The organism is Gracilibacillus orientalis, assembly GCF_900114645.1.
GTDB lineage: Bacteria > Bacillota > Bacilli > Bacillales > Amphibacillaceae > Gracilibacillus > Gracilibacillus orientalis.
Genome location: NZ_FOTR01000010.1, coordinates 71,192 through 90,101, shown reverse-complemented (window position 1 = coordinate 90,101; position 18,910 = coordinate 71,192). Strand labels below are relative to the sequence as shown.

The 18,910-nt window shown below is 37.3% G+C and carries 11 protein-coding genes; all 11 read left to right on the top strand.

The genetic code is table 11. The annotated features are described in order from the left end of the window. Position 1: 1 nt before the first annotated feature. The 11 genes from BM121_RS16650 (at position 2) to BM121_RS16605 (ending at position 18,910) form a co-directional block, all read left to right on the top strand. Complete coding sequence (locus BM121_RS16650) at positions 2-610, top strand: hypothetical protein (protein WP_091484825.1); 609 nt, start codon at positions 2-4, stop codon at positions 608-610. Beyond that, entirely contained in the window at positions 607-6,537 is a 5,931-nt protein-coding gene (locus tag BM121_RS16645) for an Ig-like domain-containing protein (RefSeq protein ID WP_091484824.1), read from the top strand. Before BM121_RS16650 ends, BM121_RS16645 begins: the two co-directional genes overlap by 4 nt. A 443-nt stretch (positions 6,538-6,980) precedes the next feature. Beyond that, entirely contained in the window at positions 6,981-9,491 is a 2,511-nt protein-coding gene (gene secA / locus BM121_RS16640) for a preprotein translocase subunit SecA (RefSeq protein WP_091484822.1), read from the top strand. A gap of 19 nt (positions 9,492-9,510) precedes the next feature. Next, positions 9,511-10,612 (top strand): peptide chain release factor 2 gene (gene prfB / locus BM121_RS16635; RefSeq protein ID WP_139220281.1). Its coding sequence is split into 2 segments (ribosomal slippage): positions 9,511-9,582 and positions 9,584-10,612, totalling 1,101 coding nucleotides; the frame shifts between segments, so codons are not numbered across the junction. A 71-nt stretch (positions 10,613-10,683) separates the two neighbouring features. Continuing rightward, positions 10,684-11,547, top strand: coding sequence for a YitT family protein (locus BM121_RS16630; RefSeq protein WP_091484820.1), 864 nt, complete (start codon positions 10,684-10,686; stop codon positions 11,545-11,547). A gap of 200 nt (positions 11,548-11,747) precedes the next feature. Continuing rightward, positions 11,748-12,434: a cell division ATP-binding protein FtsE gene (gene ftsE, locus BM121_RS16625; RefSeq protein WP_091484819.1), complete on the top strand. Its 687-nt coding sequence runs from the start codon at positions 11,748-11,750 to the stop codon at positions 12,432-12,434. Next, a complete protein-coding gene (gene ftsX, locus BM121_RS16620) occupies positions 12,424-13,317 on the top strand; it encodes a permease-like cell division protein FtsX (RefSeq protein WP_091484817.1) in 894 nt (297 codons plus the stop codon). The genes ftsE and ftsX overlap by 11 nt, the downstream gene beginning before the upstream one ends. 40 nt (positions 13,318-13,357) lie before the next feature. Next, a complete protein-coding gene (locus tag BM121_RS16615) occupies positions 13,358-14,779 on the top strand; it encodes a murein hydrolase activator EnvC family protein (RefSeq protein WP_091484815.1) in 1,422 nt (473 codons plus the stop codon). 102 nt (positions 14,780-14,881) lie between these two features. Next, a complete protein-coding gene (locus BM121_RS16610) occupies positions 14,882-16,360 on the top strand; it encodes a S41 family peptidase (protein ID WP_091484814.1) in 1,479 nt (492 codons plus the stop codon). 92 nt (positions 16,361-16,452) lie between these two features. After that, the gene (locus BM121_RS22165) at positions 16,453-16,596 is read left to right on the top strand and encodes a hypothetical protein (RefSeq protein ID WP_175495470.1); all 144 of its coding nucleotides are present in this window, start codon (positions 16,453-16,455) and stop codon (positions 16,594-16,596) included. Between the two features lie 1,114 nt (positions 16,597-17,710). Continuing rightward, on the top strand, positions 17,711-18,910 hold the full coding sequence (locus BM121_RS16605; protein ID WP_091484812.1) for a PDZ domain-containing protein: 1,200 nt from the start codon (positions 17,711-17,713) through the stop codon (positions 18,908-18,910).

Below are 18,910 nucleotides of genomic sequence, written 5' to 3'. Positions count from 1 at the left end.
TATGGAAGAAACATACAGAATTATGCTATATGGAGGTATTGTTGGTGCACTTATCACCCTTTCGATTGCAATATGGCTGTACATTAAGTTAGATATTCGCCATGTGATGGAAGATTTAACAGGAATCCGTTTAGGCAAAAGCAAAAGAAAACAAAGCAATACCTCATTCGAGATGTGGAGTGAGAGGGAACATACATCCAGTCAAATCGAATTAAAGAAACTGGAACAAACGGATGAAAGTGCCCGACAAAGTCAGAAGATCCAGAACATTCCACAAGGAAATAAAAGTCAGAAAATGAAGGAAGAGAATTTCTCGAGAGTTGATAAGTTCTCCGTTCCAACAAACAAGCATTCCGATGAACAAACCGAATTATTAGAAGAAGAAAGTGCCAATTACCATACCGAACTATTAGATGATGTTTCGGACGATAATCATACCGAGTTATTGGATGAACAGGATTATAATCAAACTGAATTGTTGGAAGAGACAAGCCTTTTGAAAAACGAAAACGAAACCGAATTAATCGGTGAAGAAGAAGCATCATTTGAAATGGAAGAGGAAGTTATCGTGACTCACAGTGCGTCAAACAAAAAGGAGGGATTCAAGTGAGGAGTAGCAAAAAGAAAAGTAGTAGAAGGTTTCCGTTGTATGCAATTATCACTTTTATTATTTTCTCAGCCGTTATTTTTACATCAAACGCAATTGCATCAGATGAATTGGACATGAGAATTCAGTATGAAGGGGAAACATGGGATTTGAGCAATGAACCGACAAATGATCCAGATTGGTACACCAGTCAGGACCAAATGAAATTTAAAGTGAATTTAAGTGACTATTATCAAGACCTTGAGAAAGAAGATGAAGATGGCTCAACCATTCAATATGGACAGCCTTTTGAAGCAGATGTTTCACGAGCATCCGTTAGTGTTGCTCAAGTAACAAATGCAGACGGGCAATTTAATGGTGTCTATGAGGTAACCGTGGATCCTCATGGTAATCATGAAGGTCAAATTGAAATCAATTTAAATATAGAGGAAGACAACAACTGGGAAATCCCTTCTGAACAAAGTCCGATTTCCTTTACAATTGTGAAAGATACGGAGTCGCCTGAAATCAATTATTCAGGTATTGAAGATCAGAAGGTGTATTATAGCGAGCAGGAATTACAAATGGATATCGATGAAGAGAATATCGATACGAAGCGTGTATCTGTTACACATAATGGTAATGAGATGGATCCAGCTGTTGAATGGAATGATAACAGAGGTACAGTTTCATTTTCAGAAAGTGGTAACTATCAGGTAGAAATTACTGCGGCAGATAAAGTAGATCATCAAGTCAAGGAAGAACTTACTTTTTATTTAAATACGGATGATCCAGTATTAGAAGTAGAGACAAATTCCGGTGATGTAGTAGAAAATGGAACAGTACTGACAAATGAAAATTTCACATTTACAGTAGAAAATGGTATAGCAGTGAAATCAGCGAGGGTAACGATCAGCGAAGATAATAGTGTAATAGATCAAATAAATATGACTACGAATGGTAAAAGTGCAAGCGGTGATTATGAATTTGAAGAAGAAGGAACATATGAAGTAGAGGTAGAACTCGAGGATGCTCATGGTGGTGAAAGACATGAATTGGAAACTTTTACGCTTACAGTCGATCAATCCAACCCGGAAATAACGATTACGGATAATGATGATCAACCAGTTACAGATGAGGAAGTCTATAAAAACACATTTGATCTGGACTTTCTTGTAGAGGACCCCAATCTGAATCTGGATCAAAGTTCTATTACAGTGAAACACAAATATGCTAACAGTGACACGAAAAAAGAAGTGGCATTATCCTATAAAGATGGGTTCGCCACAGCAGAGTACGATGTCGATGCTGAAGGGGAATATGAGATCAGCGGAACATTGGTGGATGATGCCGGTAATGAAAACACTATTGATCTAAGTTTTGCATTGTATACGGATAGTGATCTTATCGACATTTCTGATGAAACGAACAATGGAAATCTAAAAGAATATTATCAAGATGACGTATTAGTGAACGTGAAATATTGGGATTTTAACCCGATTGAAAAATCATTTACCGTTACAAAACGTAATCTGATTACAGGAGAAAATGAACCATATTTAGATAGTTCTGATCTTTCCAGTGTAGTATTTATGAGCTGGATTGAACACTTCTTTAGTGAGGGCGAGTACTATTTATCGATAGAAACACAAAATGTAACTGGTGATACAGAAACAGAAAAGCGCAAGTTTATTGTCGACAAAACAGATCCGAAAGTGAAACTTGGTTCACCTATTTCTAACAACCAGCACATTACATCTGCTTTTCTTGAAGAGCAGGAAGGCAGCCTGTTCAACCTAAGCGTATCTGATGACTATCTAGAAGATTATCAGGCACAGCTTGAATTTACTGATACAGATGGCGAAAAGCAAACATGGGTAGATGATGATGCAGGCAGCTGGGTAAATCGTGAAGGAACCTATCATTTTAATCTAAATGAAGAACTGATTGGTGCTGAGGGCGATTATACGATTTTGTTGCGTGCTGAAGATGAAGTAGGACGAAGCGCAGAAAAAAGTCTTTATTTTACCATTGATAATACAGCACCAGACATTGAACTATCTGATGTAGACCGATTTAATGATAAAGAATTAGTTAATACCGTAACAGTAAAAGAACATAATTATGAGAAAAATAACGTAACCATTAATATTGAAAAACGTAATAAATCAGGTGAATTTAAAACTTATGAGTCAGAAGACTTTGATGAATGGGAAAACAATGGTTATTTATCAGAAGCAGATTTCCCATTTCACGAAGATAAGAAAGATGAGAGCAAATCTATTGATGGGACTTATCGTATCACAGTAGATGCTGTTGACGCTGCGGGTAATAAAGCAACAAGAAAACGTGCTGTTTTCACTATTGATACGAGTGATCCTAAGTCAGCGATTTCGGGTGTCGAACACCAGGAACACTATATAAAGGGAAAAACCGCACAAGTAGATATTAAAGATAATAATATTAATGAATCAGCTTCAAGCCTTACGGTAAATAAATGGGATCACAACAGTGAAAAATTTGAAAAACACGATATTGATACAAATTTAGAGTTTGAACGCAGACAAGCAGAATGGCAACATGATTTTGAAGAGGAAGGAACATATGAAATCATTGTAAAAGCCATCGATAAAGCTGGCAGAGAAGCGGAAGAGGCACATGCAATCTTTACAATTGATAACACTGATCCGGTTGTGTCGATTGATAATATGAAAGACCAAACATATTACGATAGCGAACTAACCGCTATATTTGGTGTAGATGAATTAAATTATCAAGATAATAACGTTACCTTTGAAGTAACTAAAGATGGTGCAGAGTATACGGAACAAGTAGAAGGAGATACTGACGAAGGTTGGAGAAATACAGCAAAACAATCTGAATTGACATATACCTTTGAGGAAGACGGAGATTACCAAGTAACACTGCGCGCTAAAGATAAAGCGGGTAATACTTCAAAAGAAATCAACAAAACATTTACAATTGATACAAATTCTCCTTCGATCTCAGTAGTAGGTGTCGAAGATGGTGAATATTATGACGGTAACAAAGACGTAGACGTAGGTATCAGCGATACGAATTTTGCTGATTATCAAATGACGATTACGAAAGATGATGAAGAGTATGAAATGGAGGACATTGAGGAAGAAGATACAACCATCTCCTTTGAACATGAATTTGCAGAAGATGGAGACTATGTCATTAATCTTTCTGCAACAGACCGTGCTGGTAATCAGTCGACTGAAAAAGTCAGCTTTACGGTAGATAAGACGGACCCTGCCATTTCAATCGATGGTGAAATACCAGAGTTTATTAGCAGTGATGACATTCAAGAAAACTTCATTCCGATTACTTTGACAGAAACGAATAGTAAATCTAAAGAAGTGAAGATTTCACGCGTAGATAATGATGGTAAAAAGAAGACATATCCTGAAGAGGAAACTGGCGAATGGACAACAAATGGTGACATACATCGATATGATCTGAACGAAAGCTTTTTCGAAAAAGATGGTGATTATGAGATTGTCGTTGTTGCAGAAGACAAGTCTAATAATACAGATAAAGCGAGCTTTTCATTTACTGTCGACAATATTGCGCCGGTAATTGACTTGTCTGACCTAAATGAATTTAACGATGCAGCTAAGACAGAAACGGTTAAAGTAACAGAGCATAATTACAATACAAATGAAGTGGATATTAAAATTTATCGAGAGAATGCTCAAGAAAAGTTCGTTGCATATGACGATGATTTTAATAGTTGGAAAAATAGAAAAGAAGTAACGTCATTAGATTTTCCTTTCACAAAAGATGGAAAATATAAAGTGGAGGTACGTGCAACAGATGCAGCGGGAAACACTGCAGATCAGCAAACGGACGTATTTACAATTGATACGGTAACCCCTGATTTAAGTATTACAGGTGTCAAACAGGATACACATTATCGTACCAGTAAAGAAGTGAGAGCTTCTGTCGAAGATGCCAATGTTAGTAAGGCAGATACCGTATTAGGTGTATATCGATTAAATTCGTCAACAGGTAGAATGGAACCATTTAACAGAAATAAAAAACCAACTTTTACAAGACGTTCGATGGATTGGCGATATAATTTCTCTACATCAAATGAAGGAACCTATCGTGTTCAGTTAAATACAACTGACTTGGCTGGTAATAAAGGCGCAGAACAATCTGTTGACTTTACGATCGATAATACCGCCCCAGTTTTAGCTATCAACCATATTACAGATGGTACGTATTACGATGCTGGCAGATCTGCTGAGATGACCATACAAGAAACGAACCATAGTCAAAACAAGGTTCAATTCGAGGTCAGTCGAAATGGTCAGGAGATTACCAATACCGTAGAAGGACAGAGAGGACCGTCTTGGAGAACTGCAAGTGAGTTATCAAAATTAAACTATAACTTTACTCAAGATGGTGCATATAGCATCGAATTAAATGCAACAGATGAAGCTGGAAACAGAAGCGAGTCTAGTCAAAAGAATTTCGTAATTGATACTGTACAACCAGATATCGAAATTTCTGGTGTAGAGGATGGAGAATATTACAATGAAGATGTACCATTTGCAGTAAGTATTGCAGATGTGAATCTTGATGAGAATACTATTCGTGTAACTAGAAATGGTCAAAATTATCCAGTAGGCGGCTTTGCTGTTACTGATAATACGTACCAAAATTCCATTGCAAGTTTGAGTCATAATTTTAGCCAAGAAGGCGATTATGAAGTCGTTGTAGAATCCATTGACAAGGCAAATAATCAACAATCACAATCTGTTTCCTTTACCATTGATAAGACAGATCCGGTTCTTACCCCTGTAATGGGTGGAGAAGATCAGGAGCTTGTAGATGGCTCATACATTAATCATGTATTCCAGCCACAGTTCTTATTAGATAATGATGAAGATACGATTGTATCTGTACAATTAAATGGTGGTTCCAATATTGCTGGTAATATCCCACTTGCATCAAGTGAAATGGAATATAATTATGAAGTATTAGCACGAGATAAAGCAGGTAATGAAACAACATTAACAATAAGCTTTACATTGGATACAAGCAAACCAGAATTAAGTATCACTGGTATAATCGGCAACTTTACAAATGAAAATGTCAGACCACAGGTAACATATTCTGATAAGCATTTAGATGAAGAAAGAACTTCTGTGACCTTGAACGGAGAACCCTTCAGAAACGGTGTAGAATTAGATAGGGAACAGGATTATAAACTGGAGGCAGTCATTACAGACTTGGCAGACAATGTTACAGAACAGTCCATTGTGTTTACCATCGACAAGACTGGTCCAAAAATTACTTTTAATGAGGTATTGTCAGGTAAATATTTTAGTGAAGTTCTGATCCCAGATATTCTTGTTGAAGATATGACTGGCTATGATATTATTGCATTGACCCTTAATGGAGAACCTTATGAATTAGGTGATCCAATTGAAACAGAAGGGAAGAATGTACTCTATTTTGAAGTTATGGATCAAGCTGGAAATGTCGAACAACTAACGGTAGAATTTATGATTGATTTAACGCCACCAGCAGTTATTTTTGATGGGGTTGAAGAAAATAGTGAGAATGTAGAGGCAGTTGACTTATCTATTCAATTAGATGACCCAGAGGACACGATTCAATCCGTATCTGTTAACGGTGAGGATCATGGAGGGGAAGTGACGGAGGAAGATGGAACAAAAGTAATTAACTTAAGCTTCTCAGAAATCGGCGAATATAATGTAGAAGTTTCTGCATATGATAAAGCAGGTAATGAAGTTACTGAAAACTTACAATTTGTAATAGCAGAAAAAAGTTTACTAGGAAAGTTCAGTGAAAATAAACCATTATTTTCAGGAAGTATTGCAGGACTTCTAGCGTTGATAATCGGTATTATTGCAGTATTAGCGCGTAAAAGAGCAAGAGCTACAGCAGAATAAATAAGAAACATAAAAACAAATAGAGCGGAGCCTCTATTTGTTTTTATTTAATATGAAAGAAAAAAGTTACATCTACTGGCTTGTTTTGCTGCTAGCCATTTTCATTAAAAAAGACAAAATTGATATTTCTATTACCGCAAACATATAAAAATACCTAAACTTTTAAACGAAAAGTATATTTTCTACGACTTCACTGTTATGAAAATCGGAAAACACTGATTTTGTTTTGTGATGAAGCTGTGTTATAAAAAGAGTAGCTCCTTTTTGGGGGGCTAAAACCTCCCAATCTTCCTTTCAATCGAGAAGCAATCAGGGCCCCTCCGATTGCTTCTCGTTTCTTTTAGCGGATTATTGTAATTTTTGTCAAGCAAGTGTTATGATAGTTAATGGAAAAATATTTTATTAAACATGTATCGACTTTAGGATAAAGAGGAGCGGCTAGAATGCGTGGATTATTAAAAAAAGTATTCGGTGATGATAACCAACGTCAACTCAAAAGCTTAGAAAAAATAGCAGATGAAATAGAAGCGTTAGAGCCATCGATACAGCTATTATCAGATGATGAATTGAAAAATAAAACGCAAACTTTTAAGGAACGCTATCAAAAGGGTGAAACACTAGATGAACTTCAGGTTGAAGTATATGCCGTAGTTCGTGAAGCAGCGAAACGTGTGTTAGGCTTACGACCATTTTATGTACAACTAGTTGGTGCGATAGCAATGCATAACGGTAATATCGCAGAAATGAAGACAGGGGAAGGGAAAACGCTCGCTTCCACCATGCCAGCATATTTAAATGCCATAACCGGAAAAGGTGTACACATTATCACGGTAAACGACTATTTAGCTGATCGTGATGCCAAAGAAATGGGGGAATTATATCAATTCCTCGGTTTAACCGTTGGATTTAACCAAAACAGTATGCCTAAAGAAGAAAAAAGAGAAGCTTATGAAGCAGATATCACTTATGGTACAAATAACGAATTTGGTTTTGACTATTTGCGTGACAATATGGTGTTGTACAAAGAACAAATGGTACAACGTCCATTACACTTTGCCATTATTGACGAGGTCGACTCGATTTTAATTGATGAGGCGCGTACTCCACTTATTATTTCTGGTACTGCACAAAAATCAGCAAGTATGTACCAACAAGCGAATTCTTTTGTTCGTACATTAAAGAATGAAGAAGATTATACATTTGATGAAAAATCAAAAGGTGTACAGTTAACAGAGGAAGGAATGAACAAGGCAGAACGTTTCTTTAACATTGAGAATCTTTTTGACCTTAACCATGTGACACTAATGCATCATATTAATCAAGCATTAAAAGCACATATAGCGATGCATCGGGATACCGATTATGTCGTGGATGAAGATCAAGTGGTAATTGTTGATCAATTCACAGGCCGTTTAATGAAGGGTCGACGTTACAGTGATGGTTTGCACCAAGCGATTGAAGCAAAAGAAGGCTTGCAAATTCAAAACGAAAGCATGACCCTTGCATCGATCACATTCCAAAACTACTTCCGTATGTACGAGAAGCTTGCTGGTATGACTGGTACGGCGAAAACGGAAGAAGAGGAATTCCGTAATATTTATGCAATGGATGTTGTTGCGATTCCGACTAACCAGACCATTGTCAGAGACGATAAAGCAGATTTAATTTATAAGACGATGGATGGTAAGTTTAAAGCAGTTGTCGAAGAGATAAAAGAGCGTTATGACAAAGGTCAGCCAGTATTAGTTGGTACAGTAGCGGTAGAAACGTCTGAATTAATAGCTAAGTTACTGAAAAAATCCGGTGTGAAACATAATGTGTTAAACGCGAAAAACCATTATCGTGAAGCTGAAATTATCGAAAATGCCGGTCAAAAGCATGCTGTGACGATTGCCACCAACATGGCTGGTCGTGGTACAGATATCAAACTAGGCGATGGTGTGACAGAGTTAGGTGGCCTTTCTGTTATCGGTACAGAACGTCACGAATCTCGTCGTATTGATAACCAGTTACGTGGTCGTTCCGGTCGTCAAGGGGATCCAGGTGTAACGCAATTCTATTTATCAATGGAAGATGAATTAATGCGCCGGTTTGGATCAGACAATATGAAAAATATGATGGAACGCCTTGGAATGGATGATACGCAGCCGATTGAAAGTAAAATGGTATCTCGTGCAGTGGAATCAGCACAAAAACGTGTTGAAGGGAATAACTTTGATGCTCGTAAAACCGTTCTTTCATATGATGATGTGTTACGTCAGCAACGTGAGATTATTTACAAGCAACGTTTTGATGTGATTGATTCTGAAAATCTACGTGAAATCATTGAACAGATGATTCAAACGACAGTGGAAAGTGCTATCGACACTTATATGGCAGATGATATTCCGGAGAATTGGAACTTATCTGGTTTAATCGAATATATCCATGCTACCTTACTGGAGAAAGAATGGATTACAGAAGATGATCTGAATGGGAAAGAAAAAGACGAAGTAATCGACTTGATTATGGAAAAAATCAAGAAAAAATATGAGGAAAAAGAAGAAGAAATGACTCCGGAAAGAATGCGTGAATTTGAAAAAGTTATCCTTCTTCGTACAGTTGATACGAAATGGATGGACCATATCGATCAGATGGATCAACTTCGCCAAGGTATTCACCTGCGAGCATACGGTCAAAATGACCCACTGCGCGAATACCAGATGGAAGGTTTCGGTATGTTTGAACAGATGATTGATGTGATCAATGAAGAAGTATCGAAATATGTAATGAAAGCACAAATTCGTGAAAACTTAAAACGAGAAGCAGTTGTGAAAGATACCCAAGCTGTTTCTGGCGGAGATCAGCAAAAGAAAAAAGTAAAAAGACCTTATGTCAGAGCACAAGCAGTCGGACGAAATGAGCCATGCCCTTGTGGCAGTGGAAAGAAATATAAACACTGTCATGGACAATAAGGTTAAATGAGGTGGAAAGATGGAATTAGTAGAAATTAAACAAGAATTAGATAAAATCGCTAAGCGTTTAGCGGATTTTAGGGGGTCTCTTTGACTTAGATGCCAAGAGAGCCCGTATTGCCGAATTAGATGAAACCATGTCAGATCCGAGCTTTTGGGATGATCAAAAAGCAGCTCAGAAAACGATCGGTGAGGCTAATGGATTAAAAGAGTTAGTACATGCATTTGATAAAAATGAAGAATCCTTAGAAAATGCAAATGTTTCCTATGAACTAGTAAAAGAAGAAAATGATGAGGACCTTCGTGAAGATGTGGAAAATGAAGTGCAAGCTCTCACCGAAGCACTCAATCGATATGAATTATTTATTCTTTTAAGTGAACCATATGATAAGAACAATGCCATTTTGGAATTGCACCCTGGTGCAGGTGGTACCGAATCACAAGACTGGGCAAACATGCTTTTACGTTTGTATACAAGGTGGGCTGAATCAAAAGGATTCAAAGTGGCAACCTTGGACTATCTCCCAGGTGAAGAAGCAGGTGTCAAAAGTGTCACTCTTCTCATCAAGGGGCATAATGCCTATGGTTATTTGAAAGCTGAAAAAGGGGTACACCGTCTTGTTCGCATTTCACCATTTGATTCATCTGGTCGTCGTCACACATCGTTTGTTTCCTGTGATGTAACGCCGGAATTAGATGATGATATTGATGTTGAGGTTAATACTGAAGATTTGAAAATTGATACCTACCGTTCGAGTGGTGCTGGGGGTCAGCATGTCAACACAACCGATTCAGCTGTCCGTATTACCCACCTACCAACGAAAACGGTAGTGACGTGTCAATCTGAAAGATCGCAAATCAAAAACAGGGCACAAGCGATGAAAATGCTTAAAGCGAAATTATATCGATTAGAAATCGAAAAACAACGAAATGAAATGGCAGAGATACGTGGAGAACAAAAAGAAATAGGTTGGGGTAGTCAAATTCGTTCTTATGTATTCCATCCATATGCCATGGTGAAAGATCACCGTACGGATTATGAAACAGGGAACACGCAAGCGGTAATGGATGGAGAGATAGATAATTTTATTGATGCTTACTTACGTTCTGTCATGAATTAAACGAGCAAAAGGGGGAAGCTCTCCTTTTGCTCGTTTTACTGTCTAATTAACAAATGAGGAGAGATGCAAATATGCTAGCAAAATATCGGAGAAAACAAATGCCTAATGGCTTACGCCAAACATTAGATTATAGTTTTGTACTAGTAGGTGCTTTTTTTGTCGCCATAGCCTTTAACCTATTTTTATTACCCAACAATATCGCCTCAGGTGGTGTGGCGGGGGTCAGTACGATTACTAAGGCTGTCTTCAATTGGGAACCTTCCATAGTACAATGGGGATTGAACATCCCGTTATTTATCGCTGGGGTTGTCATACTAGGAAAGAATTTCGGGGCAAAGTCCCTTGTTGGTACGATTATTTTACCATTTTATGTATTTTTAACGAGAGATTTGCAACCAGCTACAGCTGACCCACTGCTGGCAGCTATTTTTGGTGGTATGATAGTCGGTATCGGAATTGGCATTGTCTTTCGTGGAAAAGCTTCAACAGGTGGAATGGATTTAGCAGCACAAATATTACACAAGTATACTGAATTACCATTAGGCATTTGTTTAGTCGCATTCGACGGTTTAATCGTACTAACAGCGTCATTTGTATTCTCGATTGAAGAAGGCTTATACGCATTAATTGGTTTATTTATTACTAGCCGGACGATTGATTTTGTTCAAGTGGGGCTAAATACCTCCAAGAATGTGATGGTTATAACGAATCAACCTGAAGAAGTTCGTCGAATTTTGTTGAATGATATTGACCGAGGTGTTACTATTTTTAAAGGATTTGGTGGGTATACAGACGAAGATCGAAAAGTGTTAATGTGTGTTGTTCAGCAAAATGAATTCAGTAAAACAACGCGAGCTGTCAAATCCATAGACCCAAATGCCTTTGTTATCGCCATGAACGCAACAGAAGTGTTGGGAGAAGGATTCAAACGATAGTTTCCATTAATTGGTATGAAACCCTAGACTTAGGTAACGAAGTAAGTAGTTTTAACATTTTGAAATATAATTGTAATAAAAAATAAGGTAAAAAATATCGAAAATGATGTTATAATGTATATGGTTAGGAACAGAGCGTCGAAATTTGATGCTATCATTCGAGAAATTTTTATATAATCTGATAAAAAGGTGATTGCTTTATGATAGAGATGCAAGAAGTATATATGACTTATCCTAACGGGGTTGTTGCCCTTAACGGATTAAATGTAACAATTGAGCAGGGAGAATTTGTTTACATAGTAGGACAGAGTGGTGCGGGAAAATCAACCTTTACCAAACTGTTATTTCGAGAAGAAATACCGACAAGAGGTTCCGTTGAAGTAAATAATAAAGACATAACATCGTTAAAATGGAAGGAAGTACCTTTCTTTAGAAGAAATATTGGTGTTGTATATCAGGATTTTCGTTTGTTACCGAGATTAACAGTATATGAAAATATAGCATTTGCTTTAGAAGTAATTGAAGAATCACCAAAGAGCATTCGTAAACGGGTGATGAATGTGTTAGAACAAGTCGGGTTAAAAAATAAAGCACGCTTTATTCCTGATGAGTTATCAGGTGGGGAACAGCAACGTGTCGCCATTGCAAGGGCGATGGTAAACCATCCGTCCATATTAATTGCGGACGAGCCCACCGGAAACTTGGATCCAGAGACATCTTGGGAAATTATGCGAATATTAGAAGAAATTAATGCAAGTGGTACAACGATTTTAATGGCAACGCACAGTAGAGAAATTGTGAATGCAATAAAAAAACGTGTGATTGCTATGGAAGACGGTATGATTGTACGTGACGAGCATCGAGGAGAGTATGGATATGAAGTTTAGTACGTTAAAGCGACATTTCAAAGAAGGTGCTAGAAACACGTGGCGTAATGGATGGATGACTATCGCATCTGTTGGTGCAGTAACGACCACGCTAATTTTGGTCGGGGTATTTCTTGTATTAATGCTGAACCTGAATCATATTGCCAGTGAATTGGAAGAGGATGTCCAAATCAAAGCATTGGTCGAGTTAACTGCAGAGCAGAGTGATCTGGATCAAATAGAAGAAAATATTAATGACATTAGTGGTATTGAAAGTATAAATTTTGTGACGAAAGAAGAAGAGCTTGATAATTTAGTTGACAGTATGGGTGAGCAAGGACAAGCATGGGGCTTATATGAACAAGAAAATCCGCTGAATGATGCCTTTATAGTGAAAGCGTCAGATCCACTGGAAACAGAAAGAATTGCAGCAGAAATTGAAGAGTTTGATTTCATTTATCGTGTGAATTATGGTCAAGAATATGTAGATACTCTATTTAAATTCAACGAATATGCTAGAAACATAGGGTTAGTTTTAATAGGAGCATTAGTATTTACCGCCATTTTCTTAATATCCAATACGATTAAAATTACGATTCTAGCTCGTAAAAAAGAGATTGGTATTATGAAATTGGTTGGTGCAACGAATAACTTTATCCGCTGGCCATTTTTTGTGGAAGGTATGTTGTTAGGGGTATTAGGCAGTCTGCTTCCGATTGCAGTGATAATAGTAGGCTACTATTTCTTAACACAGAACGTGACGATATTACAGCAATTTGATTTTGTGAAGATCTTGGACTTCTACCCGTTTGCACTACAGATTTCACTGATTATTGTGGGTATAGGTGCCTCTATTGGGGTATGGGGTAGCCTAATGAGTGTCCGTAAATTCTTAAAAGTTTAATAGAATACGAGTAAATTGCTATATAGAGAGGAGAAATTCTATGAAACGGTGTTATTTAATCCTAACTGTATTGATTATGGGTATTATTTTCTCTTCGACATCAGTTTTTGCTGAGTCGGCGAATGAATTGGATGAAAAAGTCGATGAATTAGAAGAGGAAAAAAATCAAATTAATCAAGAAGCTAATGGTGTAGAAAGTGAAGTAAATGAGACTGAGGGAAAAATTGATGAAAATCAGGAACAACAAGAAGAGACAGAAAGTGAAATCGAGGTTATAAATAGTGATTTAGCAGACACACAAGCTAAATTACAAGCAAAAGAAAGCGATATTGCTGCAACTAACAATAAAATAGCCGAAACGGAAGATGAAATAGCAAAGACCGAAGAAGAAATACAGGAATTAAAAGATGAAATTGAAGCTTTAAAAGATGAAATTAAAGAGCTTGAAGAGAAAATTGATTCTAGAGAAGAATTATTAAAAGACAGATTGCGTTCCATTCAACAGAACGGTGGTAACACTAGTTACTTGGAAGTAATCTTAGGTGCACAAAGTTTTGGTGATTTTATTAATCGTGCTACTGCGGTAACGAAAATCATGGATTCTGATAAAAAAATCATGGAAGAACAACAAGCTGATAAAGAGAAAATGGAAGAAAACAAGGTTGCTGTAGAAGAGAATAAAGAAGACATGGAAGAAAAACAAGAAGGTTTAGAAGAAGACAAACAGGATTTAGAAGATACAAAAGCTACATTAGTAGTTCAAAAGCAGGAATTAGATGGGATTCAAGTTACATTAAATGATCAAATGGATGATAGGCAAAATTTGATGGAACAATTGGAAACGGAAGAAGAAGAGTTACACGAGCATAAGATGAGTTTAGCTGAAGAACAAGAAACACTTCAGCAGCAAGCAACTGTGATTGAGCAGGCAAAGAAAGAAGCAAAACAAAAAATCGAACAATTAGCAGAGGAACAACGTAAGGAAGAAGAAGAAGCAAATAATTCTTCAGGTGGTCCATCTGATGCAGGAGTTCAATCCAATAATAATCCTTCTCTTTCAGCAGGAGGAAATGGAAGTTTAGCATGGCCGGCAGCAGGCACAAAAACTTCGAACTATGGTTATCGTTCATTTGATGGTGGTGGTTTCCACTACGGTATTGATATTGCGAACGGTAAAGGCACAGCGATTAAAGCTGTTGCTGACGGTGTTGTATCTAGATCGTACGTATCTTCCAGTTATGGAAATACCATCTTTATTTATCACCCAGAACTGGACCTTACTACAGTATATGCACACTTAAATAGTAGAGGTGTATCATCCGGTGATTCGGTCTCACGAGGTCAGCAAATAGGTGGAATGGGCGATACAGGTCATTCATTTGGAGATCATTTACACTTTGAAGTACATATAGGTGGGTGGAAACAACATAATGGTGTAAACCCACTAAATTATTTACCATAAAAGCGAAAATCGAAAGACATCACAAAATACTTGTGATGTCTTTTTTAAACCTTCATAATATAGAAGTAAAGAAGTTTTTATTTAAGGCAATGGGGTGGAATGATGAATATTAGAAAAAGGTATCTCGTGTTATTTTTGTTTGTAGCGATTGCCTTAGGGGCAGTTGGTACTTATGCAGGCTTGTACTTTTTCGCAGGTGGAACAAGCTCTAATGAGAATATAGCTAGTTCTGATCGGAATTTATTAGCGGAACTGGCTGATCAACAGGAAACCATAGAAGAAAATATGGGTGAAATGTCAAAAGTAGTAGATGCATTTTCTATTATTAAAGAAAACTATGTAAAGGAGGTTGAAGATAACCAATTAATCGAAGGTGCCATTCAAGGCATGCTCCAATCTCTTGAAGACCCTTATAGTGTTTATATGGATCAGGAAACAATGGACCAATTCAATGAACAGATTGAGTCCTCTTTTGAAGGAATAGGTGCTGAGGTTTCCATGACAGAGGGAAATGTGACGATTGTTGCACCGATAAAAGATTCTCCAGCTGAAAAAGCAGGTTTGAAGCCAAATGACCAAATTCTTTCCGTTGATGGAGAAAGTGTTGAAGGGTTAGACCTTTACGAGGCGGTTAATAAGATCCGTGGTGAAAAAGGTTCACAGGTAATGTTAGAAATCAGAAGACCTGGTGTCGATGATTCGTTAGAAATAGAACTAACAAGAGATGCGATACCGTTAGAAACGGTTTATGCCGATACAAGAGAAGAGGATGGAAAGTTAATAGGTATCATTGAATTAACTTCATTCTCAGAGGATACTGCTAGTGATTTTGAAAAAGAGTTAGCAAATTTAGAGGAAAAAGGTATTGATGGTTTAGTAATTGATGTGCGTGGGAATCCAGGTGGCTTGTTACCTTCTGTACAAGATATTTTGAAGAATTTTGTTCCTAAGGATACCCCATATCTTCAAATTGAGGATCCATCAGGAAAGAAAGAAAGATATTTTTCTGATCTTGAGTCTCCCAAAGAATATCCAGTTGTAACATTGGTTAATGAAGGTAGTGCCTCTGCATCTGAAATCTTGGCTGCTTCCTTAAACGAATCGTTAGATTATGATATTATTGGTGAAACTTCATTTGGAAAAGGAACAGTACAGCAGACCGTATCGATGGGTGATGGTAGTACAATTAAAATTACCCGATTCAGATGGTTGACACCTGAAGGTAACTCGATTCATGAAGTTGGGGTAGAACCAACCATTGAACAAAAAATGCCTGATTATTATTACACCAATCCAGTTCAGGTTGAGGAACCATTAACTTATAATCAGAGTGATGACAAAATAGAAAATGTTCAAATTATGTTGGAAGGATTGGGTTATGAGCCAGGCCGAACAGATGGCTATTTTAATGAAACAACCCAAGCAGCAGTTGAAGCATTCCAGCAAGATCAGGAACTTAATGTAACTGGTGAAGTGGATGAAAAAACAGCAGAAGTACTGCAAACTTCTATCATCGAAAAAATTCGAAGTAGTGAAGACGACCAACAATTAGAAAAAGCCTTAGACACCCTAACCCAATAATCAGAACAAATGCCACCATTGTTCACAGAGAAAAGCTGCCATAGGAGTCCCTATGGCAGCTTTTTTTACAAGTGGAGAAAGTATAAACGGAGATGTCTAGCTCTAAGCGCCAAAAACTAGGCGACTTCCCGAAAGCGCTCTACGATAAAGAAGACTTACCGATTGGTGAAATGAGAGGCTTAGTCGCACTTATGCCTTTAGGTGAAAGTCATCATCGATTCGCGTGCTCACCGTGATTCCTTTATCTTAGTTGCTTTCGTCCAGTCGCTCTTGTTTAAGCGGGCGCTCCTGAGCTTTTGTAATAAGTATAGAAAGCATATAATCATTGGTATCACAACTAATAGCTCTTTATTGCATCAAACGAAATGAAGTTAGTTCGTAGGTCGTTCCTTGTATTTATCGGGTTTGATCGCCTCGATCGCTACGTGTTACCTTACTTTTTGATAAATATCGAAAGGTTCACTTTTATTTAATGAACTTGGCAGAATAGTATTGGATTTTATCGATGCTTGCAACAGTGTGGATTCAGGGTTAACGAAAATAACTATTATTATATAATAAACCCAAATAACAATAAATCTATTAAGAATGAGGAAATATATGTTTTTTTAAAACTGATATAACTGACAAATCTCAGGAGAGAATCTGAAGATTTGTCACAAAACCAGATATAACTGACAAATCTCAAGAGAAAGGCTGAAGATTTGTCACAAAAATTGATATAAACGACAAATCTAATCGTATTGAGTGGAGATTTAATGATCGAAGTCGAACTGGATTTAGATACTCGTATGTTGGCAGTATACAAGGAGAGCACTCAGATAAGCAAGGGTGTTCTTGTAGAATTATATGGCGATGTTTTTGTTGTCTGTGTGATTGCTAGTCCATAAACACCATGGCATAGGAAGCTACAGGCTGAACGAAAAAATCCCGATTTCTTTATTATTAAGGTAGAAGGAGTATAAGCGGCGATGTCTAGCTCCAAGCGCCCTACGATAAAGAAGTCTTGCCGCTTGGTCGCACTTATGCCTATGGGTGAAAGTCATCATTGTTTCGCTTTCCGTGAGCACAGCCTCTCCCCTGAAGAAGAACGGTAGTAAGAAAACCTGATTTTTAATTATCTCGTAGTTTGTTTCTATCGTTAGATTCCATTTTAACTAAAATTACATTTATGGGTAGCCAAATGTTGTTTTTTTTATCATAATAAAGATAATATACATATTTTTTACTATCAAAACATAACTAGATGTTTTATGATGAAGGAAAAAGTAAAACTAAGCTTTTCGCTATAATGATTTCGCGAAAGCTAAGTTTTGCTAATGATGTTTTGTTGGGGAGGGGTTGTTTGGGATGGATTGGTTGATGGAATTTAGCGGAGTTATTGCACGTGTTTTTATGCAGCCGTTTATCTATTTATTTTTACTGCTCCTATTGCTGAGTGGTTACTGGCGTATTAAAAAGGATCGACAACACTTTGGAACGAAAGTGTATCCGTATTTTCATGAGACAAAACATACATGGTCGATATCGATCATCATAGGGTTGATCTTATCGATTTTATCCATTGGGTTTGGTTTTGTCATTTCGATTCCATTTGCTCTATTATTAGGCCTGGTTATGTTAATCGTTGCGATTGGTAATCGATTCAGTTGGATGTCGGCAGGGTACACGTTAGCCATCGCGTCTGTGATTATGTATTTTCTCAATATATATGGGGATGATTATCTACCAAGTAATTGGCTTGACTTACTTGATGCAACAGATTTATTCTATATACCTTTTATCATTGGCATCCTGTTACTAACAGAGACGTGGATCTTATCCAGAATACATCACGATGATACATATCCTGAACTTGTTAAAAGTAATCGCGGTAAATACTTAGGTCAGCATCGAATTAAAAAATTGACCATTATACCATTCATTGCTTTAGTACCTGGTGGGTGGATAGAGCCCTTTGCGGAGTGGCCACTATTAGAAATATCTGGACAATCGTATGGGGTAATGATATTACCATATGTATTTGGTTTAGAATATATCGTTAAGTCCCGATTACCGCGCGAGGCAGCAAGCTGGTTATCCAAGAGGGTTGCTCTATTAGCCATTGTCATTTTACTAATAGCAGTAGGTAGTTACTTCATTCCGTTTTTAACCGTTGTTGCGTTTGCTGTTGCATTTTTAGGGAAGGAATTGATACAGCTTGTTTACCGGGCTGCAGAAGAGCGCCGTACTCCTTATTTCCGACCTGCAGAAAGGGGTTTGTTAGTACTTGGCACATTACCAGGTACGCCAGCTGTTGATTTAGGTCTAATTCCCGGGGAAAGAATTGTTAAAGTGAACGATATAACAGTAGAAAATGAAGATATCTTTTATCAAGCAGTTAATCAAAACAGAGCTTTTTGTAAATTAAGTGTTAAAGATTTAAACGGCGAAGTCCGCTTTGCTCAACGTGCTCTTTATGAAGGTGAACATCACAAACTGGGTATATTGTTTGTGAGAGAAAATGATAGTTATGTACAAGAAGAAATAATAGAAAAACAAGAGAGCTGA

What these genes read in the sequence shown, in the direction of transcription:
- BM121_RS16650 (WP_091484825.1), top strand. Translation starts at nt 2, where the DNA reads ATGGAAGAAACATACAGAATTATGCTATATGGAGGTATTGTTGGTGCA.
- secA (WP_091484822.1), top strand. Translation starts at nt 6,981, where the DNA reads ATGCGTGGATTATTAAAAAAAGTATTCGGTGATGATAACCAACGTCAA.
- BM121_RS16630 (WP_091484820.1), top strand. Translation starts at nt 10,684, where the DNA reads ATGCTAGCAAAATATCGGAGAAAACAAATGCCTAATGGCTTACGCCAA.
- ftsE (WP_091484819.1), top strand. Translation starts at nt 11,748, where the DNA reads ATGATAGAGATGCAAGAAGTATATATGACTTATCCTAACGGGGTTGTT.
- ftsX (WP_091484817.1), top strand. Translation starts at nt 12,424, where the DNA reads ATGAAGTTTAGTACGTTAAAGCGACATTTCAAAGAAGGTGCTAGAAAC.
- BM121_RS16615 (WP_091484815.1), top strand. Translation starts at nt 13,358, where the DNA reads ATGAAACGGTGTTATTTAATCCTAACTGTATTGATTATGGGTATTATT.
- BM121_RS16610 (WP_091484814.1), top strand. Translation starts at nt 14,882, where the DNA reads ATGAATATTAGAAAAAGGTATCTCGTGTTATTTTTGTTTGTAGCGATT.
- BM121_RS22165 (WP_175495470.1), top strand. Translation starts at nt 16,453, where the DNA reads ATGTCTAGCTCTAAGCGCCAAAAACTAGGCGACTTCCCGAAAGCGCTC.
- BM121_RS16605 (WP_091484812.1), top strand. Translation starts at nt 17,711, where the DNA reads ATGGATTGGTTGATGGAATTTAGCGGAGTTATTGCACGTGTTTTTATG.